Genomic DNA, 24449 nt, shown 5'->3' with positions numbered 1-24449 from the left:
TTGCTTATTTCTTTGCTTCAAGCACCTGTGAAATGCCTTGCTCGCGATGCACGATATGCACTTCGACACCGAATTTATCATGCAAATGCTCGGCTAAATGCTGCGCGCTGTACACAGACCGGTGCTGTCCGCCGGTACAACCGAACGAAAACATCAGGCTCGTGAACCCGCGCTGTATGTAACGCCTTACGTGGTGATCGGCCAGTTTGTACACGTTTTCCAAGAACGTAAGTATCTCGCCGTCGTCTTCGAGAAAACGTATAACGGGCTCGTCGAGCCCTGTAAGCTTTTTATATGGCTCATATCGCCCGGGATTATGCGTAGCCCTACAGTCGAACACATAACCTCCGCCGTTGCCGGAAGTATCTTCGGGCAATCCTTTGTGGTAGGAAAAACTGTACACGGTGATCACAAGAGGGCCTTTGCCATCGTACTTTGAAAACGTTGCAGGGCCATCGAGCGGGTTCGCAGGATATACCTTGCTGTCGGTTATCTTGTATCCGTCGGCTCTATTCACCGAGGGTTTCTCGGCTATAGCGAATTGCGGCAGCTCTGTCAGCCGCCTCAACATGTCCATCATATAAGGATAAGGGAAGACGTCTGCACTCAACTTCAGCAGCTCTCGCAAATTCTGTATCGCTGCGGGTATCGAATCAATAAAATGTTTCTTGTGTTCAAAGTAGCCGCGAAAGCCGTATGCGCCCAACACTTGTAATGTCCGGAAGAGCACGAACAGATTAAGACGTGCCACGAAGTGCCTTACGGTGGGCACTTCGGTATAGTTCTTCAGCGAATTATAGTACTCGTAGACCAGTTCTCTGCGCAACTTAAAAGGATAATGTGCCGAAGCCTGCCACAGAAAAGAGGCAAGATCGTAATAGAACGGCCCCTTCCTACCGCCTTGAAAGTCTATGAAAAAGGGATGCCCTTGGGCATCGAGCATGACATTTCTGGCCTGAAAATCGCGATAGAGAAAGCTCTCGCTCTGCTCGGCCGTCAGGTCTTTGGCAAACATACGGAAGTTTGCTTCGAGTTTAAGTTCGTGGAAATCGAGTTCTGTGGCCTTCAGAAAGCAATACTTAAAGTAGTTAAGGTCGAAAAGCACGCTGTCTTCGTTAAATTCCGGCTGCGGATAACAGTTCGACCAGTCGAGCCCATGGGCACCGCGTATTTGAATATTCGGCAGTTCTCGTATGGTATTAATGAGCAATTGCTTCTCATGTTGGTTATATCTGCCGCCTGCATCTCGCCCGCCGCGTATGGCTGAAAATAATGAAACGTCGCCGAGGTCGGTCTGAAGATAACACAGCTCGTCTGCGCTTACCGCCAACACCTTGGGTACAGGTATCCGACTCGTGGCGAAATGATTGGCTAAATAAACGAAAGCGTGGTCTTCATCGCGGCTCGTACCGATAACTCCGATCACTGTTTTGCCTTTATCGTCGGTCATACGATAATAAGCGCGATTGCTACCGGCACCGGGTATTTTCTCTACATTTGCAGGCTGTGCCCCCGACCATCTTAAATATAAATCGATCAACTCACTCATAAGCGGTAATATTTTACCAGCGGAACAGCACGCATGCCGGTCTTTTCTCCCATCACATACTGTCCGCCGATTTCTTTTCTGCTTTTTCTGTTACAAATCTTTGTTCTTTTTCCGTTTTTCATCCCACGCCACTATCAGATGTTCCACAACAAAAAGCAGAAGGAAAATAGCAAGCGATAACAGGAAAGAACCGGTAATAATAATCAAACTACCGGCAATTATCACAAATACGCCAAGGCGTTTCCAGTCGACATTGTACTTCATACTGTTGGCAAAGATACTAAAAAGTTAAGAGTTGTGCGGCCTATGCCGAAAGTTTTTTGCTTTTATTACGCCTATTCATCCGCTTTTTAGTACCTTTGCCACGTTACCAATCGAACATTATGCAGACGAACAAATATTTGATAGCCAACGACACGGATTTGCAATGGGGACTGACCGTAAGTACCGTAGGATACGAAGAAATAGAACGAAACGAGCCTTATCCGACAACCGGCCACGCAGACGGATACTACTTCCACATCGACAAAGGCAGAATATTGAACGAATATCAAATGCTATACATCGTCGAAGGCAGCGGCACATTCAGTTCCGCCCATCTGAAAAACGTATCCATAAAAGCGGGCGATATCTTCTTTCTTTTTCCCGGAGAGTGGCACTCGTATCATCCGCAGCCGCAAACAGGATGGAAAAGCTATTGGATCGGCTTCAAAGGAGAGAACATGGACAAGCGCGTGGCATGCGGTTTCCTATCGCCCGATAAAGCCGTCTACCACGTAGGATATTCTGCCGATATCATCCGGCTGTATGAATTGGCGCAAGATACAGCCAACCGCGAGCAGGCATATTCGCAGCAGATGCTCGCCGGCATCGTGAACCACCTTATCGGACTGGTATATTCGCTCGAACGAAACATGTTTTTCAACAAAGATTCTGCACAAGTGGAACTGATCACCAAGGCCCGCCTAAAAATAAGACAAAACCTTCAAACAGACATAACCATACAAGACATCGCCGTCGAGCTGGGTGTAAGCTACTCCACACTGCGCAAACTATTCAAAGAATACACCGGATTTCCGCCCGCTCTGTATCAGCAGGAACTTCGGCTCCAGCGGGCTATGGAGCTGCTATCGTCTTCGGATATGAGCGTCAAAGAAATAGCCTATTTGCTGAACTTCGATACTTCGGGCTACTTCTCAACAAAATTTAAAAAGAAAACAGGAGTCACCCCAAAGGAATTTAGAGAGAAAATAAGATAATCCCCAACATCTTACAATAAGAAAGCATGAACGTGCAAATGTAATTATTCTTTTTTCAAACGTTCATCCTACATCCATGATATTTAATCAGAACACTCCCAATAAGCATCCTTTTTATCTTATTTGTAATATTTCATTCATTTACTTGCAAGTTTAAGATATATTACCTATCTTTGTCCCGAAATGTTAGAAAAGTGTAGTATATATAATAAAGGTGTAAATGGCGTACAGAGAAACTTTAATTTCTCTGTGCTTTTTAACGCATTATATTTGGCAGTGTCAGATATTTTGCTAACACACACACACACACACACACACACACACACACACACACACACACCGTCGCTTAACCCCTCTATTTTAAGCTTTCTCATACGCACGCGCGAAGCGCCGTGTATCTCCCATAAACAAAGGGCTCACATAAGTTCCCTTTGCTACGTTTCTCATGCGTTTTCATCAAACTTCGAAAGGCAAAACAAGCACAATTTTGCACTAAATATTCAACTATAAAACAAAGAAAATATGAAGAAACTTTTTAAATAGAAAAAAGAAAATCATTAAATAAACACACAACACAATGAACAAGAGAAAGATATACATAGCTCCCGCTATCAGGATTATCCGTCTCACAACCGAAAAAAACGTCGCACAATTCGTAGTAACTACTCATAACGGAGGCGAGGCTAAAGGAGCGTCAGACGACGAAGAATGGCAAGTAAACGACATGCAATGGGACAATCAATAACCCGCAGCTTGTAAGGAGACCATCTCCTTATCGTAAAGAGACCATCTCCTTATCGTAAAAAGGCCATCTCCTTAGCATAAAAAGACCGTCTCCTTACAACAAGCAGCCAAACTCTTTATAAATAACATGTTAAACCCTTTAAAACCAAACGATTATGGCAGTGAAATACAAGTTGTATCAAGACAACCGCAAGAACAGTGCCTACAAAGGCAAATGGTATGCCCGCGCAGTGATAAACGACGTGGTAAACCTCGAAGAAATCAGTCAGGAAATACAAGACAACACCACGGCTAAGCAGGCCGATGTGTACGTAGTGCTGAAAGAAATGATCAACGTGTTCCGCCGTCATCTGCAGAACGGCGACCGCGTGGTGCTCGAAGGCTTCGGCGCATTCAAGGTAGGGCTGAAAAGCAAGCCTGCCAATTCGCCCAAAGACTTTAATTCTACAGACCACATCGTGGGCGCACGCATCAACTTCCAGCCCGAAACGCATTGGACGGCTACAGATCATACGCGCCGGAAACAGTTCCTGCAAGGTCTCGAAGTAAAGTTGGAAGGCGAAAAACCTGCTCAAACCACACCCAAACCGGGGGCATAATGCCGTGGGGAATAAAGAACGAACAAGCGCAAAAGAAAAGTCTGCATTAACCGATCGCACAACACGCAGCAATCGGCCAAACACCGAACTTCGCTTCAGAATTCAACATTCGCCACTTGAAAATATTTTATAACTCTCTATGACAATCCCGATCCGCCATTTTTGACCGTCGCGACGACGAGAACAGGATCGGGATTTTTCATGTCCTCACCCTTACCGCAAGCTGCAAATGCTACCGACGGCCGGCTTTCACAATTTCTTATTGAAGAAATCTACTATCTTTGCGCGCTCTTTCTCCACATATTCAGGCACGTAATAGGTCTGTATGTGGGTGGCTCCCGGGATGATGTACAGCTCTTTGTCTGCCGTGCCTGTGGCTTTCTTCATCGCGTCTTCCGTCATATAGTAAGAGTCGGCCTTTTCTCCGGCAATCAGCAACAACGGCTGGCCGATGAGGTCCATTGTCGTGGTGGCATCCCACGTCATCAGGTCGAGCAGGCTACTCACGGGCGCGGTGGCTCCGTCGTTGGCATGAGCGTATTTAGAGGTGGCGTAGTAGAATATGCCTTCGCGATAGAGGTCGAAGGGCATTTTCTTGAGTTCTTCTTCTGTTGGCGTTTTGGCCTTTGGCGGATAAACGGCGATACCGGTTTCAGCCTCTTTCTGACGGGCTTCGGATGCCTGCTTGAGCCGTTCTTGAATGGTGTTAAGCTGGGAGTCGCAATATCCGTTGCGGCGGACGCGTCCTGTGTTAAACATGCTCAGTGCGGCCACAGCCTTGATCCGCTTGTCGCTCTGTGCGGCTGCAACTGTGTAACCGCCACCACCGCAGATGCCGAGAGCGCCTATGCGCGAAGCGTCGACGCCGGGATAGCGTGAGATGAAGTCGATCATACCGTGGATGTCTTCTATACGGTTGACCGGTTTGTCGGTGCCGCGTGGCTGTCCGCCGCTCTGCCCCTGCCAACGGGCATCGCAGGCAATGGCGATAAAACCGGCTTCTGCCAGCTTTTGGGCGAACATGCCGCTCACCTGCTCTTTTACGCCGCCGTTGGGGTGAGAAACTACCACGGCCGCGTATTTCTTCTTTGCATCGTAGCCTGTCGGGGTGTAAACGTTGGCCGACACGCTAACACCGCCTACTTCATACGTTACGGGGTGAATATTTACCCCGCCCGCAACGTTTTCCGTAAGGGCACCGTCGTAGACCAGTCCCCACGGGTTCAATACTTGTTTCTGTTCTTTCTTTGCCATAGTTATTGTTGGTGTCATTGCTAATATGGCTATTGCCATCATTATTATTCTTTTCGTCATACAATTTGTTATTAAATAATTATTCGTTATTCCCTGCTGTAAAGATGGCGCAAGCCGAGAGCAATCAAACGTGTTTGAAATTGCAAAATGCGGCCCATCTGTTGCAAAGATAGTAATTTTCTTTTATTATCGTTCGTTTTTTCAAGATCGTTGACTGTTTATTCGGCAGGATATTAAAATCTTACGGCTACCTTGGTACCCAGAGTCATGGTATGAACATATTCCCCACTGCCTTGACTGTGGGGCGGCTGTATGTTGTAGTCCATAAACAAGCCGAAACCAAAATGCTTCTTTACCCGATAGTCGAGGTTTATACCCGTTCCGAAGCCCCATCCGCTGTTGCGCGGAACGGCAACACCGCCGATGTTGGTTTTGCCATAACGGGTGCGAGTAATGAGCATCTTTGTACCGACAGTCCATCGAGGGGTAAAGGGAAACGAAAGGTATGGGCCGGCGCTGATATTATAAAAGTCGAGCGTATTTTCGGGAGCCTCCGTTCCGTTGACGATGAACTGAAGGTTGGAGAGCGTGATGCGTCCGCCCAGTCCTACATATCGGTTGAGAAAGTAGGCGCCTTCCAGTCCGAGCGTGGTTCCCATAGAAGTCTGATAGGCTACGTCTTCGTTCACGTCGAACTTACTCAGCGGCACGTTAAAGCCCATATATAAGCCGAAAAACGACGGGCGGGAGTAGCCCAACCGCTCTTCATCCTGAACCTCGCGGATGTTGAGCCCTTTATCTTTCATAATGGCGTCTGCAATCCAGTAGCCAAATTCCGTAGAAAGAATGCCTATGCCGGCACCTACCATCACGTCGCTCAGCCAATGCTTGTTGTTCGCCATGCGCATAAGTCCCGTACCTGTTGCTACGGAATAGGCGCCCACACTTATCCACGGCGAGAGATGCCCGTATTCCTTTGAGAGCATCGTGGCCGTCATAAAGGCCGTAGCCGTATGGCCCGACGGAAAACTTTGATTGTTGCTGCCGTCGGGGCGGACAACGTGTGTGGCTGATTTCAGACCTTGCACCACGCCTGCCATCAGGGCCGTAGATAAAACATCGCTGGCTATCATTCTGCCCCACGACGACCTGCTCGGTACGCCCGCTGCCTTCATTCCCAGCATCACCGCTGCCGGCGCCAGCTGTGTGTAGTTGTCGAGCGGACGACGGAATTCGGGCATAAAGTCGTTTCTCAACCTGCGAAATTTAGAGTCATAGTGCTTTTCCAACAATCCGCCTGCTATTAGCGGCAGTCCCAGATAAGTGGCACGAAACAAGCGCGACTGTCCGATGTTGTCTGCCTTTACCTGAAACCTGCTGAGCCTTGCCGTATCCTGCTTTTGCCGCAGGCTGTCAGCGATGCCAGTTGCCGTATCAAGGATGGCGGCATGGATTCCCAGAGAGAAGATGAGACAACATAAGGATATAGTTGTTCTTGGAAGCATGGAATCCAGTCTATCCACGATATTACGGAAACAAGCCGTAGCCTTATTACATTTCATTTATCTGCACAGAGTGATGGTTTCAAAACAATTTCTTTCTATTGGTTCTCAGCCTTTCGTCCAAAGATTGGAACAAACAGAAGAGCACAGGAACAACGACAAGCAGTGCTAATGTGCCTACGAGCATGCCACCCAGCACTCCCGTGCCAATAGACGCGTCGCCCTTGGCTCCCGCGCCGGAAGAGAACATCAGCGGTAGCATGCCGAATATCATCACGGCGGCGGTCATCACGATGGGGCGAAAGCGCACTCTGGCGGCCGAGAAGGCCGACATGGCTATTGACATTCCGTCTTTCCTACGCCGTTCAGTGGCGTATTCCGTGAGCAGGATAGCCGTCTTTGCCAGCATGCCGATCAGCATGATGAGCCCCGTCTGCATATAGATGTTGTTCTCTATGCCGAAAATGCCCGACAGGAGGAAACTGCCGCAGAGTCCGAACGGGATGACGAGTATCACGGCAAAAGATATGAGCAGACTCTCGTACAGCGAGCTCAGGATGATGTAGATGAAGACCAGACTGAGCAGCAGGATGACCGTGGTAACATTACCTTGCGAAGACTCTTCTCTCGACATGCCGCTCAGCTCGTAGCCATAACTGGTGGGGAGTGTCTGCGCGGCCACCTCGCTGATGGCTTGAAGGGCTTGGCCGGAACTGTAGCCAGTGGCGGGAGTCCCATTGACACGAATGCCGGGAAAGAGGTTGAAATGTGTCAGGTATTCAGGTCCGTTGATCTTCTTCAACGTAACATATTCGCTCAAAGGCGACAGATTGCCGTCGCTCCCCCTGACATACATGCTCGACAAGGCTTGCTCGTTGAGCCGGTATTGGGCGGAAGCCTGCACCATCACGCGGTAGAACTTCGTGTACTTGTTCAGATTGGAAGCGTAGGCGCCTCCCACGTAGGCGGCCAAAGTGGCAAGTACGTCTTTGGGCGACACGTTTTTCATCATGCACTTGGCGGCATCTACGTCTACCTGATACTGCGGATAGCCGGTATCGAACGTGGAGTGGGCTTTTGAAATCTCGGGCCGCCTGTTCAGTTGGTCGAGAAATTGCTGCGTCACCTTGGCCAAACTGTTGAAATCTTCGCTTGCCCGGTTCTGCACGTAGAACTCAAATCCGCTGCTGGAGCCATAGCCGCGTATCATTGGTAGCGTGGCGCAATTCACCTTAGCCTCTTTGATGCAGGCAGTGCGCCGGTAGATGAGGTTGACCACGCTGTCTATATCGTCGGCCTTTGCTTTCCGCTCCGCCCAAGGCTTCAAGCGGACAGACAGAAATCCGGCCGACGAGGTTTGGTTCTGCTGCGCGTCGCGCCCGTCTACACGGGTGTATATCTTGATTTGCGGAATCGTGCGCACCACGGCTTCCACTTGGTCCATCACCTTTCCGGTCTGGGCCAGGCTGTAACCGGGCTTGCACTGCACATTGACATCGATTGTGCCCATATCCTCCTGCGGTACCAGTCCTGTCTTGGTCGTGTAAATCATGAATGCCAAAAGGAGCACGGCTGCCGGAATGGACAAGGCGACGAGTCTTCGGCGGCGGAGCATGTTTACGATGCCTCGCTCGTATCGCTCCATCCACTTGTTGCGCTTCTTTGCCTTTTTGGCGGAAATCTTCTTTCTCTTCGGGCGCAGGATGATGGCGCAGAGCGCGGGACAGAGCGTCAACGCGTTGAGCAGGGAGATGGCGACGGCCGCAGCCATCGTAAGCCCGAATTCCTTATAGAAGACACCCGTCGTACCGCTGGTGAAGCTGACGGGAACGAACACGGCCATAAACACGATAGTAGTCGTCATCAGGGCCGACTTCAGCTCTTTCATCGCGGCTATGGTTGCCTCGTAAACGCTCGTGTAACCTTCTTCGTCCAGCTTGGCCTGCACCGCCTCCACCACTACAATGGAGTCGTCGACTACTGTTCCGATGACGAGCACTAAGGCGAAGAGCGTGAGCAGATTGAGTGTGAAGCCAACCACATAGATAAAGGCAAAAGTACCGATGAGCGACACGAGAATGGCTATGGTGGGAACCACCATCGAACGCCAGTCGCGCAGGAAGAGGAACACCACGATGACGACGAGCACAAGGGCTATCAGCAAGGTCTCGACCACATTCTGAATGGAAGCGTTGAGGAAATCCGTCACGCTCGTCTGGTCTTCCAATATCATGCCGGGCGGCAGTGTTTTCCTCACCTGTGCCTCCACTTGGTCTATCTGCTGAATGATGTTATAGGCATTGGAGCCCGCTATCTGCGTGATGCTTGCTGACGCGCCCAGCAGCCCCTTCGTCGTGCTCTTCAAGTTGTAGTTCACCGTGCCCAATTCTATCCGCGCGACATCGCGCAGGCGCAGTACGTTGCCGTCGGGCGTGGCCTTGACGACAAGGTTTTCGTAATCGGATATTTTACTGTACCTGCCACGGTATTTCAGCACGTACTGATAAGTGTTCTCGGACTCCGCGCCCAAGGAACCTGTGGGCGATTCCAGATTCTGCGCTGACAGCACGTTGTCGATGTCGGCCGGCACAAGCCCGTATGCCTTCATCTTGTTCGGGTCGAGCCACACGCGGAGCGCGTAGTCGGCCCCAAAGATGTTCACCTCTCCCACGCCGGGTATGCGCGATAGCTGCGGCTCCACGTTAATCTTCAGATAGTTGTTCAGAAACTTCGCGTCATATCGCCCGTCAGGGCTGTACATCGTGATAAATTTCAGGTTGGAGTTTTGTGTCTTGCGCACCGTGATACCGCTCTTGGTTATCTCCGACGGCAGTTGGCCCTGCGCCGAGGCCACCCTGTTCTGCACGTTCACCACCGCCATATTGGGGTCGGAGCCTTGCTTGAAGTAGATGCTGATGGTGCATGTGCCGTTGTTGGCGGCCGTGGAGGTCATGTACTGCATGTTCTCCACTCCGTTGATAGACGCTTCCAAGGGCACCACCACGCTCTTCATCACCGTCTCCGCGCTGGCGCCTGTATAGGTGGCCGACACTTTCACTGTAGGTGGAGCTATATCGGGATACTGCTCGATAGGCAGACTGATGAGGCCGATTATACCAAGAATGACGATGGTGACCGAGAGCATGACGGATGATATGGGCCGGTCTATAAAAGTCTTTATATTCATTGATACCTTGCGATTGGTTGATTATTGAGTTAAAATACGATTGAACACCGCTTTCAGCGAAACAGTCAAGCAATATGATCTTACCTGTTGGTTGTTGGTGATAGTTCGCTTACCAATGAATGGTAATTCAATTACACATACATGGTAATACAATTACTACTCGGTGGTAATATTTAAATACTTACGACAAAACATAATGGCTTATATGCGTGATACTTTGACAAGCAACTTTTTCATTCTCTTTCATACTTTGTTTTTGCAGCAAAGCTATCATGTAATTTTGTAGATAATCTGTATTGTAAAAAGATTATCTATTAAATAATCTACAACTTTTGTAGAAATTCTGTTTCTTGCCTATGAGCCTTCTATCTACAACTTTTCTACAAATTTCTATTATAAGTTTGCCGTCGGACAAAAGCAAGAATAACGGCAACAGCCTTTTACACCCTTTGGATTCGCTCGTATCTCTATGCGGCGAAACTGTCGAAAAGCGAACTGTATGTTGCTTTTGTGTCGGCATTTATTCTTAAGTCGGTCGTATAATAAAAAAAAGAGAAAATCGTTATGGAAGATGTGAAGATATTGATAATTGAGGATGAACACCGTCTATCAGACGGGATTAAAAACTATCTTGAAAGCCAACATTATCTGTGTGAGCAGGCTTTCAATTTTGCCGATGCCAAAATGAAGGCAAGTATTTATGAGTACGACTGCGTGTTGCTCGACCTGATGCTGCCGGGCGGAGATGGAATGGATGTGCTCCGCACTATCCGCAGCAAGAAAAGTGGCGTGGGTGTTATTATTATCTCGGCCAAAGACTCGCTCGACGACCGCCTGAAGGGGCTGGAGATTGGTGCCGACGACTATCTGCCGAAACCGTTCGCGCTACCCGAACTGGCTATGCGTATTTATGCACTTATCCGCAGGAAAAATTTCTCGGCAAACAATAAGGTGCTGGCAAGAGACATTGAAATCAATCTGCTCGACAAGACTGTTACCGTTGGCGACACGCCGATCGTGCTCACTCGCTCGGAATACGAGCTGCTGCTGTTCTTCATCAGCAATCGAGACCGTGTTGTATCCAAAGCTGCCATCGCCGAACATCTGAGCGGCGAAATGGCTGACATGATGGACAGTTACGACTTTATTTATTCACATATCAAGAACCTCAAGTCAAAACTCGCCAAAGAAGGTGTCACCGACGTGATAAAAACAATTTACGGAACCGGCTACAAATGGAAAGAAGTTTGACTCGGCAGATGACAGCACGCCTCACCACAGGTATGCTCACGGTCTTGGTGCTTGCCACACCTTTATTATATTATCTCACCATGCGCTTCTACGCCGAAGATTTGATGGAAATCATGCGGCGCTACGGCATACGTAATCCCAGCATCGACCTCGAACAGGACGTTATGGCAGGCGTATTCATTCAGTTCTTTATCATCTTGGGAGGAATGCTGGCAGCTATCTTTCTTGTGATGCAGTTTGTCCCCCGTAGACTGTGGCGCCCATTCCACCAGACACTCAACAGCATTAAAGACTTTAAAGTGGAAGAAGGTGCAGTATGGTTATCCGAAAACACAGGAGTTAGAGAATTTAGCCAGCTGAACGCTACACTCAATTTGATTATGCACACAAGCGTCAGAAGTTATCAGGTGCAGAAAGAGTTCACGGAGAATGCCTCCCACGAGTTTCAGACTCCACTTGCCATCGTTCAGAACAAGATAGACAATCTGCTGCAAGACGAACACTTGACAGAGCATCAAGCTCGAGAAATGCAGGAAATGTATCGGGAGCTACGCCACATGAGCAACCTCAGTCGCAGTCTTCTGCTACTCTCGAAGATAGAAAACAACCAGTTTCGTATGGCAGATAATGTAAACCTCTGCCGCAAGATAAACGACATTCTGCCTCGATTGGAAAGTCTTGCGGGGAGTTTGCCCATCGCTACCGACTATCGGCAATCCAATCTTACACTTGTGTGCAACGACACATTGTTGGAAAGTTTGATTACCAATCTCGTTGTAAATGCCGTTCGCCACAATCGGGCCGGAGGCAACATTATCATCAGCGTTGCAGATAAGCGGCTGACTGTTGCCAATACTTCGGATGAGCGACCTCTTGATGCTGAACATATCTTTTCCCGCTTTTACCGTACACAAAGCAACCAAAAGGGCAACGGACTGGGACTCGCCATCGTGAAGTCTATCTGCAATTATCATCATTGGCAGGAAGGCTATCATTACAAAGATGGCCTGCACGTATTTACGGTAGACTTTTAACTATATACGCCACTTTAATATTTGTGGAATCGACAGTACATTATCTATTAAGTAGTAGCATTTATTTCTATACCAATGTACGTTACTTTATTTTTCGTGGGACTAATAGCCGGAATATTATCTGGATCGGTCGGTTTTGGCGATGGTATGGTGCTGCTGCCGGTCATCACTTATTTCTATGGCATAGAGGTGGCTGTACCTGTTGCCACCATCGCACAGTTGATGAGTAACCTATCGCGGGCGGCGATGGGCTGGCGAGATTTAGAAGAAACGGGAAGAAGCCGTGTTTCAACGCTTCTCCTTAGCGAATACGGCATCTTTTTCGCATATCCTATACGTATCAAAACTGCGGGATATTCACCGGCAATGCCCAGCTTTTCTGCCATTTTACTTGAAATTTCATGTATCTCGTTGGGCTGGTTCATATAAGCATTCACAATATCCATTTCTGTGGCTCGAAGAAGAATACGCTCTAATGTTCTGCCCAAGTTTATCCATTGCTCAACCGTATTGTTTCGGGTAGTGAGCAGAACGAAATGAGAAGAGGAAGCTATTTTCTTTTTGTCACTTTTATTTTGCGACTTCGCATTCATGGCCTTGGTAATAATGGGCTTTGCAATGAAGCGAGGTACATTGGGAGCACCGTATACGGCATAACTCAATCCATCTCTTGTCGCATCTTGATGCTTCTTGTTATATCGCATCCATTGCTGCAATTCTGTCTTGAAATTCTTATCACGCATCTGCCTACTATTACCTTCGTAAATCATTTCCGAAATGGAATTGAACTCTGGTGTGCCGTTCTTGAAAAAATGAATTCCAACAGAAGATTCCGCATTGACCTTCTTTAATAAATTAATACTGTCTTCGGGAATTATATTTCCGTTATAAACTCTTCTATTGGTTTGCCTGACAGATATCTGAGGAAACAAAGAAGACAGCGACAGGCCACATTTATGCTTGGCAAGTTCGATATGGATTACACAATTTCCGGTAATAGATACAGTCGGCTCGTATCCTTTATGTAACGCTGCAATGCAGAGATTCTCCGCAGCGCATCCCAGAGCGATAAACAATTCTCGATTATCCGGATCTACCACGGGCAACGATTTTGCGAAATCGGGATAAATATCGATCCCTGTCTCTCCGATCTTAAACAGCCACGGCTGCGTGTTATGCCCCGAAGGTGCTTTGACTGCCTGCTCTATCATAAATAAATAGTCTATATTTTGTGCAAAAACATTACTCATAATTCCTACAAATAAAATTATTAATAAAAACAGTTTTCTTATTGTCGAATATATTTTATCCATAAGTCAATAATTAAATCTATTCCCCCTACTATCTGCTCCCACCCCCTATCGTTATGTAAATCAATTCCATTATATACGGGATTCTGATTTTCCATCAGAACAAGATAGCTGATGGCTGCTGAAATAATACTTGCTAAGGATGCAATTTCAGCACTTGATGAGTGTGTCAGCTCGCTGACACTTCTTATCAGCTCATTACCGTTCTGCTCTCGTTTTTCCCGCAAGAGGCGGATGGCTTGGTTTTCTGTAGACAGTTCCCATCTGTGCAACCTTTGTAATATAATGTCATTCCGCAACTGTCTGATTTGTTCACGGAACAGTTGCTTGAGACTTCCGCTGATATCGGACGATTTCTCGATATTCATATTCGTATTTACCCAAAAATCTTTTTGGAGAAGATACTTTGAGAGCAATCCGTTTAAGCCTCCGAAATACCTGTATATGAGCATCTTTGATACACCTGCCCTTTGAGCTACTACATTTATACCAACGCTTTCAAAACCGTCACTCGCTATAATACTTCCTACTGCATCAAGTATCTTTCTTTCCGTGAGTTCTCTATCCTTCATATTTACTCTAAACAAGATGTTACCGATAAGTAACTATAAAATTACGTTACTTATCGGTAACACACAAGAAAGAATAAGAAAAAGTTCACTTTTTATAGATATTTAACTTCTTGTCGACTTGTTGAAATAAGATATACCTTAAAGAGATACTATATGGCAAATAACAGTTTCAGTCTCTCCGATACCAGATGCGCAGGATTTTCATCCGGATGGCGACGATGTTGAGTAGGCTCACAATAACAAAGAGAAGTAAGCCCAGCACAAGCGAGGGCATCAGAGAACCATCGGGGATACTCGGGAATAGGGTTACGACCATATCCATGTAGACCAACCGAATGCCATAGAGCACAGCTAAAGCAATAAGCAAAACAACTGCGTTGAGACAAATGGTAAGCACCTGATAGGGCAACGCAGCCTCGGATGGACTGTAGCCGACAAGTAGAAGGTTTTCTAATTTCGAGGAGTTCTTCTGCACGAGCAGGTAGATACTGAGCATAAGAATATAGAAACTAAGAAGAGAGATAACTAACCCGACCGCCATTACCATCACGACAACGAGCCTAAGGAAGTAGGTTGTCTTCTCGGCTGCAAGATTGTTATCTTCAACCTCATAACCTTTCCGCTCGATATACTTCGCAATATTTTCATCGGCGGGGTTGATTACTTCGAGTATAAGTCGGCTGGGGGCACCGACAGCAGCAGGAGCATAGCGGGCGTTGCTCCACTCCATAAACGACTGCGGCACGAGGATTGTATTCAGCCGGTTGGAGAAACCGATCACCTTTCCTTTGTATTCGTCGCGGTGGCCGTTTCCGTGTATGAAAATGCGCAGGTCGATCATACCCACCAATCCGTCGGAGATTTTGGGCAACGAGTGTTTCTGTGCGAAGCCGAAGTTATACATTGCTATATATGAACGGGGCAAAATGATGGGGACCACGATTTCGCCTGAGCGGTAGTCCCACTGTGCCGCGGATGCGCTCACGAAGGCATTGGGAATACTCTCGAACGAAATTTCGGAGTTGAGTAGGTTCGTACCATCGATGCCCATGGAGGCATCGATTTTATATTCGGCTGACGTGAACCTACCAATGTTCTTAACGAACTTCTGCTCGGCAAGATCGTCGAACTCTGCATTGGAGAATGTGTTGGAGCACCCAGTAATCGTATTTGCCACAGCTATTTTCTTGCTTACAATGAGATAGTCACCCTTCATGAAACTGTCGCCCTCAGTAAACACCGGAAGTATATCGCGATAAAACTGAAAGCCGAGCAGCACAATCAGCATACCGAACAGATTGGCGAAGAAAAATCCTGCAAACTGCGGAATACTTACGTGGCGGCGAAGGAGTTTCCAAACTAAATTCATAGTTTCAAGATTTTATCATAGTTTAGTTCCATATGCTTGCCGATGCTTGTCACGATGACGCCTGCACCCTGGCGCGTGGCTTCAACCATCATGAGCTCGCCCATGGCTTTCGAGTTAGCATCGTCGAGATGGCTGATAGGTTCGTCGGCCAAAAGAAAATCAAACGGTTGCACCAGAGCACGTATCATAGCCACGCGTTGCTGCTGCCCGAAAGACATGCGCGCGATTTTCTCATCTATTTTATCGGCAATGCCGAGCATGTCGAACCATTCTGTAATCTCGCTACGCGACTTCATTCGAGTAATCCTGTTCTTTATTTCTACGTTTTCAAACGAGGTCAGCTCAGGAAACAAGCGCAATTCCTGAAAAAGGTGGGCTATATGGCGACGGCGAATGTCTACCCAGTCTTTTACTTTGAAACCGGCGATGTCGGCACCGCCGAAAGTTATCTTTCCGTTGTAATCGTGGCGGTATCCCAAGACATAGCTGCAAAAAGTGCTCTTGCCCGCACCACTCTCTGCCTCTACAAGGTACAGTCGCCCTTTCTCGAAAAGTACATCGATGTCCCAGACGTCAGTTTTCCAGTTGGTCCGCCGTGCAAAGACCTGTGGAACAACGGAGTGTAATTTTATCGTTTCCATTATCTTAAACTGTAAACAATCATATTGAGTCGGCCAAAGAAGGGGCTCAGCACACTCGTCACGGCCTCCACCTTACCGCCGGCTTCCGAAGAAAGATTGATAACAATCACCATTCGCTTGCCCTGCACCTCGGCCTGCACTTCGGCAAGAAGGGGATGGGCGGAGATTTTCACAGCGGTCAGCGCCTCTTGGGCACTATTTCCGCTGAAGAACCGACGGTTTTCGTCTACGCCGAAATAGAATGTCGTCTTGCCATCGGTATAATAATAGGCATTCTTCATCCAGTCGACTATGCGCCCGCCCTGTGGCACCGACTGTTTCCAATAGTCCACATCGGCCAGCCAGTTGCTGTTGGCAAGCTCGGCAGCCATCGACATTCTCAGTCGGTCATCGGCGAACTCTGACATTACGATTGACATATCGCCATCGACACTCTTGATTATGTTGTCCATGTCAATGGCAGTGTTAATACCCGCAAGCATAGCCTGAATGGGCTTATTGGCGCGTAGAAGAGGGAGAAAGTCTTCACCTTTCACGTTCACGAACATACCGAACGGCGCTTCCCGCGACATGGATTTTAAGAACTTCCCGCCAACGGGACGATAAACTGTCGCCACCGCTTTTTTCAGCTCCCTGCCTATCGTCTTATTGAACGAGAATGTCTCGCCGTCGATCAGCAGACAGCCTTTCCTTACATTCATCCGTGCGGCTATCAGCACTTGCGAAGCGTCGGCTCCCTGCGGGGCACCGATCATAAACGGTGCGACGAACTTTTCCGGTAACGCCTGCGTTTCAGCCACCATGCCCATAGGAGCATTTATAGAATCGAGCTTTGCATAGAGCTTGCTATTCTTGATACCATCTTCTTCGGACTGCCCGAGATATTTTGCTATTTCGTTCTGTAATTCAGCTTGACCGGCGGCCTCCACTGGCCCCATCACAAGTATGGCCTCATCGGAATAGCCCACCATCCATGCGTCGTGCAATACGCAGAAATTGTATCCGCGCCGCTTTTGCACATCGGTGCACACGCCCGCTTTAGCGAGTCTGGCAAGCAGTTCTGACAATTCTCCCTCGTCAGTCACCTTGGCACAGAGGCCTAAATTGCCTTGAGCCGACTCAAAAAGGAATATTTTAGAGGAGAAATCAATGCCGCTCCCATGAAGATCGCTCACGTGGAGCATGGTCTTGAACAGTACTTTGCTGTTTACTCCGCTCATCTTGTTGATATCCATCGAAATTACGGCCGTGCTCTCGCGGGGGATAGCATTCACATAGTCGTTACCGGAGCATGATGCCAACAGTAAAACAAACACCAAGAATAAGAGGTATCCGAATAACAATCTGCTGAATTTTCTCATTTTAAGTCTGTTTCATTGGTTCGTATTCTAAATGCAAGCTGCGCCATACTCACTGCCAACAGTCCGGCAGTTTCGGTGCGAAGCCGACTGGCTCCGAGCGATACAGGCTCGCAGCCATGCTCCAAAGCGAAGTTTACTTCTTCGATGGAGAAGTCGCCTTCGGGCCCTATCAGTACAGTTACGTCTTCGTTGCCGGAATGTTTCGTTAGTTTATCATATAAATCTTCTTTCGGCACATCGTCGTAACAGTGGGCTATGAAGTAACGGCCCTTCTGCCTGCTTTCAACAAAAGTCTTGAAATCTGTCATCTCGTGGACGAGTGGCTTCCATGGCTTACGGCTCTGCTTAACAGCAGAAACGACAATCTTTTCCAAGCGGGCAGTCTTTACCTGCCTGCGTTCCGAGAACCGGCAGTCCAAAAGCGATAGCTCGTCGAACCCGATCTCGGTAGCTTTCTCAACAAGCCATTCCATTCTTTCCATCATCTTGGTCGGCGCAATGGCCAAGTGAATATGCCCGTTCCACGTCTTTGTTTGTGGTAAAACGGCTTTTACGGCATACATACAGCGCTTTGCGGATGTCACTGTCAGCTCGGCACGGAAAAAGGAGCCTGCGCCATCCATAAGAAAAAATTCATCCCCTGCTTTCAACCGTAGCACTCGCAAGGCATGTGCAGCCTCATCGGGTGGCAATTCGGTTTGTCTTCCGGCATCGGGAACATAAAAATATCTCATTTCTTTCATCGGTTCAGTCTTTTAGCAAGCGGCACTCTACTCTTTTATCTTTCGCCGCCTCATTTCATCGCGCAGGTGCGAAGCCAACTCATAATCCTCGTCCTTGACGGCTTTGTCAAGCGCACTCCTAAGCATCTCGTTACTGATGGAGTTCACAGGCAGCACCATCCCCTTGGAATCTCTGTAATACTCTACGCTTTGTTTCTGCATCAACCCAGCCTCGATATAAAGCGGTATCTTGCTGATATAGGCAAGAAGCACGGCATCACTCGCACGAAGCGAGATGGGCTCCAACGTCTCCTTATTATATATCAAGGCACGGTATTGCCCATCAATCAAGCTATTGATCATGAGCTCGAAACCAAGTTCGCTCTGCGTGCTGATAATCTGCCACAACACTTCTGGCAGTAACCGCCCCACGACGGGGGCACGCTGCATACGAAGTTCGAACTGATAAAGCATCGCCTTGTCGCAGGTTATGGAAATCTGACGTGCTTCCGCCTCGTCTGTAAGAACCAGCAAACCTACTTCCTCGCTGCCTACGATTTCAGAAATACCTTTGAATTTCAATCTTATCTTATCCATTATTCTGTCTCTCTCGTCTTAGGCCGGAACATCAGAGCAAAACTCACGCCTACCACAAGTGCGTAAGCAGCAAAGGTGTACCAACAAGGGCGCCAGTTTGTTATGCCGTTGAATGTGTTGCTGTCTACTACTGCTTGTGCGGCAAACGAACCCACCGTCGCTCCTATGCCGTTGGTCATGAGCATGAAAAGTCCCTGCGCACTCGAACGCAACCGCGGATCAGTAGACTTATCTACATATAACGAACCGCTTATATTGAAGAAATCGAACGCCACGCCGTAAATAACCATCGACAGAACGAACATCCAAACGCCACTACCGGGATTGCCCGCGCCAAGCAGGGCAAAACGGAACACCCAAGCGAACATGGCTATAAGCATGACATTCTTGATGCCATAGCGTTTCATAAAGAAAGGTATCATCAAGATACAGAGCGTCTCGCTTACTTGGGAGAGTGAATAAAGAATAACCGGATACTTTACACCGAACGTTCCGGCGTACTCCGGCAGCACCTTAAAGCTGTCGATAAAAGGCGTGGCAAAACCATTCGTTATCTGCAGACTCACTCCGAGCAACATTGAGAAAATAAAGAAAATGGCCATCTTCTTCTGTTTGAACAAGGCAAATGCCCTGAGCCCGAAAGCATCAACCAAACTTTTGCTCTTTCCTGATGTACTCGTGGCACATTTGGGCAGCGTGAACGTGTACAGAAAGAGCACGATGCTGAGCACTCCGCTCGTAATGAACTGATTATAGTCGTTCTTGAAACCCAAGATGTCTACGAACCACATGGAGCATATAAAGCCAACGGTACCGAACACACGGATGGGAGGAAAATCTTTCACCGTATCCATACCAGCCTGCGTAAGGGCGCTGTAAGCTACCGAATTGGTAAGCGCAAGCGTTGGCATATAGAATGCCACGCTCAGAGAATACAACGAGAAAAGCACGCCGAAAGCAGCATTTGTACCGTTGGTAAGTCCATAATAGGCAGCCGCAAACATAAACAGTCCTGCCAAGAGATGGCAGATACCCAGCATACGCTGTGCCGGTACCCAGCGATCTGCAATAATTCCCACCAAAGCCGGCATAAAAATCGACACGATACCCTGCATGGCATAAAAGGTTCCGATATGCGACGCCATGCCTATACGGCCAAGATAAATTCCCATGCACGTCAGATAAGCTCCCCATACTGCAAATTCAAGGAAGTTCATTGCTGCCAAACGTATTTTCAAATTCATTTCCGCGTTTTGTATTAATTTGCCACAAAGATACGGCAAAACTAAGAAAGCACAAAACAAAAGGCGCAATAATTATACCATAGAAGCATGAGTCTTGCCCTCATTTGTTTATATTTTATAATGTCGTATCATACAGTTGTTTGCAAAGCACATACTTCCTATTTCTGATAAATATGCCATCTAAGGCAGACAGATGACCATATATCCTCTTTAGATATACCATATAAGAAAACAGCTTGCGACATCTTTATAATCAACAAATTACAACTCGTTCAGCAATAAGATAATTCTTAGCACGTATCAACGAGAATATTGTCTGAATAAATGATAAACATAATACATATAGAAACAAAAAAATTGATTGTCTCACGACAACCAATCTTCATTAACCTTAATAATCTAATACCATGAAAAACACAGTGCAAATTTACTATAATATTTTAAACTCACAAGTGTTTATACTATTAATATGTGGTTTTATAACATTACTTAAATATTTCTCCATTCCATTTAAGCTTTCTTTGCGAAATTATACTCCCGACAGCCTTTTTATCTTCGCTATTTAGCAATGGTGTAGACAGTTGCAGAAATAATTCATCGCGATCGGCAGACAGTTCCGCTCGTACCATAACGGGCTCTATCATAGCCTTTAATTCGGCAAAACATTGCTCACTCATAGTATCGGGCTTGACGATAAATTGCCCGCCATCGAACGACATGTCGCCTAACGGCTGCCAGTCTTGCGTGAAGAAATTCACCGTGCTCTCGGTTGCAGGTGCAGAATATGTGCGGACTACGCACAGCAGGCTGTCGCTCCCACGCACGGGGAGCAACTTCATTTGTATGGTAGAAGCCTCGTTCAGCTTCACAGAGAGGTAGTCTGATGTGATCGTATCCATAACACTACTTCCCTGAAGCAGGTTCTTAACATCGGTCTTTACCTTCATATCCACATAATCCAAGAACTCTATACGCTTGCTTTTATTCAAATAGCGTACCATAGAATCGGGCATCGACAGCCAAATTTCGCGCATAGACTTCGCCGAAACAGTCAACGAAGCAAATGCAAACAGAATAATCAGTATTCTTTTCAACAATTTATTTATATTTTAAAAGTTCATATTTTCGTTATTCCCCTACCCTTTCGCAGGTCTCTCACGCGCACAGCCTTGCCGTCGGAAACAGGAAGACTCCCCTTTTTTACAAGATTTACCTGCGGCGTAAGCAATATTTCGTCTTTAAGAGCGCGCTGTATATCGCGCCTCATATTCTGCAATTCTGGATACACATCGGTGTTGATCTCGTCGAGTTCAACCTCTACGGTCATAGTGTCATTATCGTTCTCCGAATCGAGAGTTATCAGATAATTGCTGCCAAGGCCCGGATATTTTACCAATATTTTCTCTACCTGCATCGGGAACACATTCACTCCTTTGATAATAAACATGTCATCGGTTCGACCGACAATGCGGTCTATGCGTCGATGAGTACGTCCGCAAGGGCATTCTCCCTGTATGATACGCGTGAGATCACGTGTGCGATAGCGCAATATTGGCATCATCGTGCGGTCGAGCGTAGTTAATACCATCTCTCCATACTGCCCGTCGGGCACTGGTTCAAGCGTCTCGGGATCAAGTATCTCTACCATGTAATTATCTTCCCACAAATGCATACCGTTCTGTTCTTTACATTCGAAGGCTACACCCGGGCCGTTCATCTCCGTCATACCGAACGAATTATAAGCTTTTACCCCGAGCAGGTGCTCTATTCTTCGGCGTTGTTCATCAGTATGGGGTTCAGCCCCGATAAAAAGGGTATGCAGTTTGGTGTCGGCAGGATCAATACCTTCTTCCTTAAAAACTTCGGCCAATCTGACGGCATAGCTGGGAATAGCATGCAGGCAGGTGGTACCGAAATCTTTGATAAACATTATCTGGCGCTTCGAGTTTCCCGCTGCAGCAGGCACGGTTACCGCCCCCAACTTCTCCGCACCATACTGAAATCCGAGTCCTCCGGTAAACATACCATAACCGGAAGAATTCTGAAACACATCCGTATTGCGGCATCCCACCATATACATGCTGCGGGCTATCATGTTGGCCCAAGAATCTATATCGTGCAGGCTGTAAACTACGACCGTAGGATGACCTGTTGTTCCGCTCGAAGAATGAATACGAATAGCGTCTTTCATGTCTCCTCCGACCAAACCGAAAGGATAATTGTCTCTTAGGTCTTGCTTGGTTGTCAGCGGCAATTTACGGAGATCGTCTACAGTTTGAATACTTTTGGGAGTGATACCCATCGCGGAAAGCCGCTTTTTATAGAATGGCGAACGGAGGCATACCTCTATTGTCTGTCTTAGCTTATGTACTTGAAGTTCACTAAGTCGCTCTCTCGGCATAGTTTCCAACTCCTCTTGCCAGTATTCAATATTCATTCCAATACAATCAGATTATCGTTCATTCGCATTTACAAGATGCAATATTAACGTTTTTTTCTGATATAAACAATAAATCTATTATAAAATAAACTATAATCTCATCCCTATTTTTGTTGGGTACCTGAAACGGAAACGACCAATGCGACAGGAAGACGCATTAAAAAAATGTCGGATAAACCGGAGACAGATAAGCAGTGAAACTCAAATCCCTTAAGCTCTTGGATCCGCATTAAACATTAAAACCCGAACAAAATGGAAAAGTCAATCAACATCCACCGAGCCTTGCGAGCTACCCTCCGACTACTGCTCACAAGCATTCAAAACATTATCTTTGGGACAATCAATAACCCGCAGCTTGTAAGGAGACGGTCTCCTTATCGTAAAAAGACCATCTCCTTACCGTAAAAAGGCCGTCTTTTTATCGTAAAAAGGCCATCTCCTTAGCATAAAAAGACCGTCTCCTTACAACAAGCAGCCAAACTCTTTATAAATAACATGTTAAACCCTTTAAAACCAAACGATTATGGCAGTGAAATACAAGTTGTATCAAGACAACCGCAAGAACAGTGCCTACAAAGGCAAATGGTATGCCCGCGCAGTGATAAACGACGTGGTAAACCTCGAAGAAATCAGTCAGGAAATACAAGACAACACCACGGCTAAGCAGGCCGATGTGTACGTAGTGCTGAAAGAAATGATCAACGTGTTCCGCCGTCATCTGCAGAACGGCGACCGCGTGGTGCTCGAAGGCTTCGGCGCATTCAAGGTAGGGCTGAAAAGCAAGCCTGCCAATTCGCCCAAAGACTTTAATTCTACAGACCACATCGTGGGCGCACGCATCAACTTCCAGCCCGAAACGCATTGGACGGCTACAGATCATACGCGCCGGAAACAGTTCCTGCAAGGTCTCGAAGTAAAGTTGGAAGGCGAAAAACCTGCTCAAACCACACCCAAACCGGGGGCATAATGCCGTGGGGAATAAAGAACGAACAAGCGCAAAAGAAAAGTCTGCATTAACCGATCGCACAACACGCAGCAATCGGCCAAACACCGAACTTCGCTTCAGAATTCAACATTCGCCACTTGAAAATATTTTATAACTCTCTATGACAATCCCGATCCGCCATTTTTGACCGTCGCGACGACGAGAACAGGATCGGGATTTTTCATGTCCTCACCCTTACCGCAAGCTGCAAATGCTACCGACTATCGGCCGAACTCACGATATTTAAAAAGAACCTGTGCACACGGGTATCGTTCGTAAGCTCAGGATGGAAAGCCGTTACCAATTGATTTCCTTCGCGGGCGGCAACTATGTACCTCCACCCAATGAGAGCGCAGGCGTGGGGAAAAATTGGTAAGAATGGCCTAAATTATTAGTATGAATTTAAGGGAATAGAACAGTTGCGCGGCTAAGATGTAGACGATGAGCAGAGGAGCCAGCGCGGGGATTTGCGATGTGAACGACTTGAAAACATCGCTCAGGGAATGGAAGCTGCCGCTGATGACTCCGTAGCTTATCGAGAATACTACGCAGGCGAAAGACAGGCAGGGAATGAGGCTCTGCGAGAAGCTACTGGGGAAAAGATTGCCCGTAACGCTCAACAGGATGGCATGCGGCACCGAGGTGAGCAGCAGAAGCACGCAGAGAAAGAGGATTACTTCGATGATTACGATGCGAAGGGCGAACTTTTGACGGAAGTCTACTTTGCCCATCATTCTGACGGCGTGCAGGAGCCCGCTTTTGCGCATGGCGCCGTAGGCGATGACTATGAATAGCATCCATGCGAGCAGGGGGGTGAGCTGGTTTTCTG

The 24449-nt window shown here is 47.4% G+C and carries 23 protein-coding genes and 2 pseudogenes; 8 read left to right on the top strand and 17 right to left on the bottom strand.

Translation table 11 applies throughout. The annotated features are described in order from the left end of the window. Nucleotides 1–4: 4 nt before the first annotated feature. Both HMPREF0663_RS09870 and HMPREF0663_RS12095 read right to left on the bottom strand, forming a co-directional pair. Nucleotides 5–1549: a RapZ C-terminal domain-containing protein gene (locus HMPREF0663_RS09870; protein WP_004370359.1), complete on the bottom strand. Its 1545-nt coding sequence runs from the start codon at nucleotides 1547–1549 to the stop codon at nucleotides 5–7. 90 nt (nucleotides 1550–1639) lie between these two features. Then, nucleotides 1640–1813 (bottom strand): hypothetical protein, encoded by a 174-nt coding sequence (locus tag HMPREF0663_RS12095; protein WP_004370357.1) that lies wholly within the window; start codon nucleotides 1811–1813, stop codon nucleotides 1640–1642. Nucleotides 1814–1932: 119 nt separating this feature from the next. Between HMPREF0663_RS12095 and HMPREF0663_RS09865 the strand changes: the two genes are divergently transcribed. The 3 genes from HMPREF0663_RS09865 to HMPREF0663_RS09855 all read left to right on the top strand — a co-directional run bounded on the left by HMPREF0663_RS09865 (nucleotide 1933) and on the right by HMPREF0663_RS09855 (nucleotide 4151). Next, nucleotides 1933–2808 carry an AraC family transcriptional regulator gene (locus HMPREF0663_RS09865; RefSeq protein WP_004370356.1) on the top strand — a complete coding sequence of 292 codons (876 nt, stop codon included), beginning with the start codon at nucleotides 1933–1935 and terminating at the stop codon, nucleotides 2806–2808. A gap of 577 nt (nucleotides 2809–3385) precedes the next feature. Continuing rightward, nucleotides 3386–3553 (top strand): hypothetical protein, encoded by a 168-nt coding sequence (locus HMPREF0663_RS09860; protein WP_004370355.1) that lies wholly within the window; start codon nucleotides 3386–3388, stop codon nucleotides 3551–3553. Between the two features lie 154 nt (nucleotides 3554–3707). Continuing rightward, entirely contained in the window at nucleotides 3708–4151 is a 444-nt protein-coding gene (locus tag HMPREF0663_RS09855; RefSeq protein WP_004370339.1) for an HU family DNA-binding protein, read from the top strand. A gap of 249 nt (nucleotides 4152–4400) precedes the next feature. On the opposite strand, the gene HMPREF0663_RS09850 is transcribed toward HMPREF0663_RS09855, so the two are convergent. The 3 genes from HMPREF0663_RS09850 to HMPREF0663_RS09840 form a co-directional block, all read right to left on the bottom strand. Then, a complete protein-coding gene (locus tag HMPREF0663_RS09850; protein WP_004370354.1) occupies nucleotides 4401–5465 on the bottom strand; it encodes an alpha/beta hydrolase in 1065 nt (354 codons plus the stop codon). 173 nt (nucleotides 5466–5638) lie between these two features. Next, nucleotides 5639–6967 carry a phosphatase PAP2 family protein gene (locus tag HMPREF0663_RS09845; RefSeq protein WP_004370353.1) on the bottom strand — a complete coding sequence of 443 codons (1329 nt, stop codon included), beginning with the start codon at nucleotides 6965–6967 and terminating at the stop codon, nucleotides 5639–5641. Between the two features lie 22 nt (nucleotides 6968–6989). Next, on the bottom strand, nucleotides 6990–10094 hold the full coding sequence (locus tag HMPREF0663_RS09840) for an efflux RND transporter permease subunit (protein ID WP_004370352.1): 3105 nt from the start codon (nucleotides 10092–10094) through the stop codon (nucleotides 6990–6992). A gap of 573 nt (nucleotides 10095–10667) precedes the next feature. Here HMPREF0663_RS09840 and HMPREF0663_RS09835 point away from each other — a divergent pair. The 3 genes and pseudogenes from HMPREF0663_RS09835 to HMPREF0663_RS12300 form a co-directional block, all read left to right on the top strand. Further along, on the top strand, nucleotides 10668–11345 hold the full coding sequence (locus HMPREF0663_RS09835; protein ID WP_187115891.1) for a response regulator transcription factor: 678 nt from the start codon (nucleotides 10668–10670) through the stop codon (nucleotides 11343–11345). Further along, complete coding sequence (locus HMPREF0663_RS09830) at nucleotides 11330–12379, top strand: sensor histidine kinase (protein WP_004370350.1); 1050 nt, start codon at nucleotides 11330–11332, stop codon at nucleotides 12377–12379. Before HMPREF0663_RS09835 ends, HMPREF0663_RS09830 begins: the two co-directional genes overlap by 16 nt. Before the next feature lie 75 nt (nucleotides 12380–12454). Continuing rightward, nucleotides 12455–12622: pseudogene (locus HMPREF0663_RS12300) on the top strand (sulfite exporter TauE/SafE family protein); the annotation flags it as partial. On the opposite strand, the gene HMPREF0663_RS12000 reads toward HMPREF0663_RS12300, so the two are convergent. From HMPREF0663_RS12000 to HMPREF0663_RS09780, 10 genes are all read right to left on the bottom strand, one after another. Continuing rightward, nucleotides 12556–13629, bottom strand: coding sequence for an Acg family FMN-binding oxidoreductase (locus HMPREF0663_RS12000; protein ID WP_016665141.1), 1074 nt, complete (start codon nucleotides 13627–13629; stop codon nucleotides 12556–12558). The pseudogene HMPREF0663_RS12300 and the gene HMPREF0663_RS12000 sit on opposite strands and share 67 nt — an antisense overlap. Nucleotides 13630–13667: 38 nt before the next feature. Continuing rightward, nucleotides 13668–14261, bottom strand: a complete 594-nt coding sequence (locus HMPREF0663_RS09820; RefSeq protein ID WP_004370348.1) for a TetR/AcrR family transcriptional regulator — start codon at nucleotides 14259–14261, stop codon at nucleotides 13668–13670. A 169-nt stretch (nucleotides 14262–14430) separates the two neighbouring features. Continuing rightward, complete coding sequence (locus tag HMPREF0663_RS09815; protein WP_004370347.1) at nucleotides 14431–15630, bottom strand: transporter; 1200 nt, start codon at nucleotides 15628–15630, stop codon at nucleotides 14431–14433. Next, nucleotides 15627–16271 (bottom strand): ATP-binding cassette domain-containing protein, encoded by a 645-nt coding sequence (locus HMPREF0663_RS09810; RefSeq protein ID WP_004370346.1) that lies wholly within the window; start codon nucleotides 16269–16271, stop codon nucleotides 15627–15629. The genes HMPREF0663_RS09815 and HMPREF0663_RS09810 overlap by 4 nt, the downstream gene beginning before the upstream one ends. Continuing rightward, the gene (locus tag HMPREF0663_RS09805; RefSeq protein ID WP_004370345.1) at nucleotides 16271–17632 is read right to left on the bottom strand and encodes a DUF4836 family protein; all 1362 of its coding nucleotides are present in this window, start codon (nucleotides 17630–17632) and stop codon (nucleotides 16271–16273) included. The genes HMPREF0663_RS09810 and HMPREF0663_RS09805 overlap by 1 nt, the downstream gene beginning before the upstream one ends. After that, nucleotides 17629–18375: a 16S rRNA (uracil(1498)-N(3))-methyltransferase gene (locus HMPREF0663_RS09800; RefSeq protein WP_004370344.1), complete on the bottom strand. Its 747-nt coding sequence runs from the start codon at nucleotides 18373–18375 to the stop codon at nucleotides 17629–17631. Before HMPREF0663_RS09800 ends, HMPREF0663_RS09805 begins: the two co-directional genes overlap by 4 nt. Nucleotides 18376–18402: 27 nt before the next feature. Beyond that, complete coding sequence (locus tag HMPREF0663_RS09795; RefSeq protein ID WP_004370343.1) at nucleotides 18403–18951, bottom strand: bifunctional nuclease domain-containing protein; 549 nt, start codon at nucleotides 18949–18951, stop codon at nucleotides 18403–18405. Continuing rightward, complete coding sequence (locus HMPREF0663_RS09790) at nucleotides 18951–20195, bottom strand: MFS transporter (RefSeq protein ID WP_004370342.1); 1245 nt, start codon at nucleotides 20193–20195, stop codon at nucleotides 18951–18953. The genes HMPREF0663_RS09795 and HMPREF0663_RS09790 overlap by 1 nt, the downstream gene beginning before the upstream one ends. Nucleotides 20196–20680: 485 nt before the next feature. Then, complete coding sequence (locus HMPREF0663_RS09785) at nucleotides 20681–21289, bottom strand: DUF3256 family protein (RefSeq protein ID WP_036875496.1); 609 nt, start codon at nucleotides 21287–21289, stop codon at nucleotides 20681–20683. A 23-nt stretch (nucleotides 21290–21312) separates the two neighbouring features. Then, entirely contained in the window at nucleotides 21313–22632 is a 1320-nt protein-coding gene (locus tag HMPREF0663_RS09780; protein WP_004370340.1) for a phenylacetate--CoA ligase family protein, read from the bottom strand. 255 nt (nucleotides 22633–22887) lie between these two features. On the opposite strand from HMPREF0663_RS09780, the gene HMPREF0663_RS12220 reads away from it, so the two are divergent. After that, entirely contained in the window at nucleotides 22888–23040 is a 153-nt protein-coding gene (locus HMPREF0663_RS12220) for a hypothetical protein (protein WP_234955575.1), read from the top strand. 118 nt (nucleotides 23041–23158) lie between these two features. After that, entirely contained in the window at nucleotides 23159–23602 is a 444-nt protein-coding gene (locus HMPREF0663_RS09775) for an HU family DNA-binding protein (RefSeq protein WP_004370339.1), read from the top strand. Nucleotides 23603–23834: 232 nt separating this feature from the next. Here the strand turns inward: HMPREF0663_RS09775 and HMPREF0663_RS11810 are convergent. Then, nucleotides 23835–23951 (bottom strand): annotated as a pseudogene (locus HMPREF0663_RS11810) (pyridoxal 5'-phosphate synthase glutaminase subunit PdxT); the annotation flags it as partial. A 52-nt stretch (nucleotides 23952–24003) separates the two neighbouring features. After that, nucleotides 24004–24351 carry an AbgT family transporter gene (locus HMPREF0663_RS12215; protein ID WP_234955590.1) on the bottom strand — a complete coding sequence of 116 codons (348 nt, stop codon included), beginning with the start codon at nucleotides 24349–24351 and terminating at the stop codon, nucleotides 24004–24006. Nucleotides 24352–24449 lie beyond the last annotated feature (98 nt).

This window comes from Hoylesella oralis ATCC 33269, assembly GCF_000185145.2.
Taxonomy (GTDB): Bacteria; Bacteroidota; Bacteroidia; order Bacteroidales; family Bacteroidaceae; genus Prevotella; species Prevotella phocaeensis.
The sequence above is the reverse complement of the archived record's forward strand: the minus strand, read 5'-3'. Positions and strand labels throughout refer to the sequence as shown.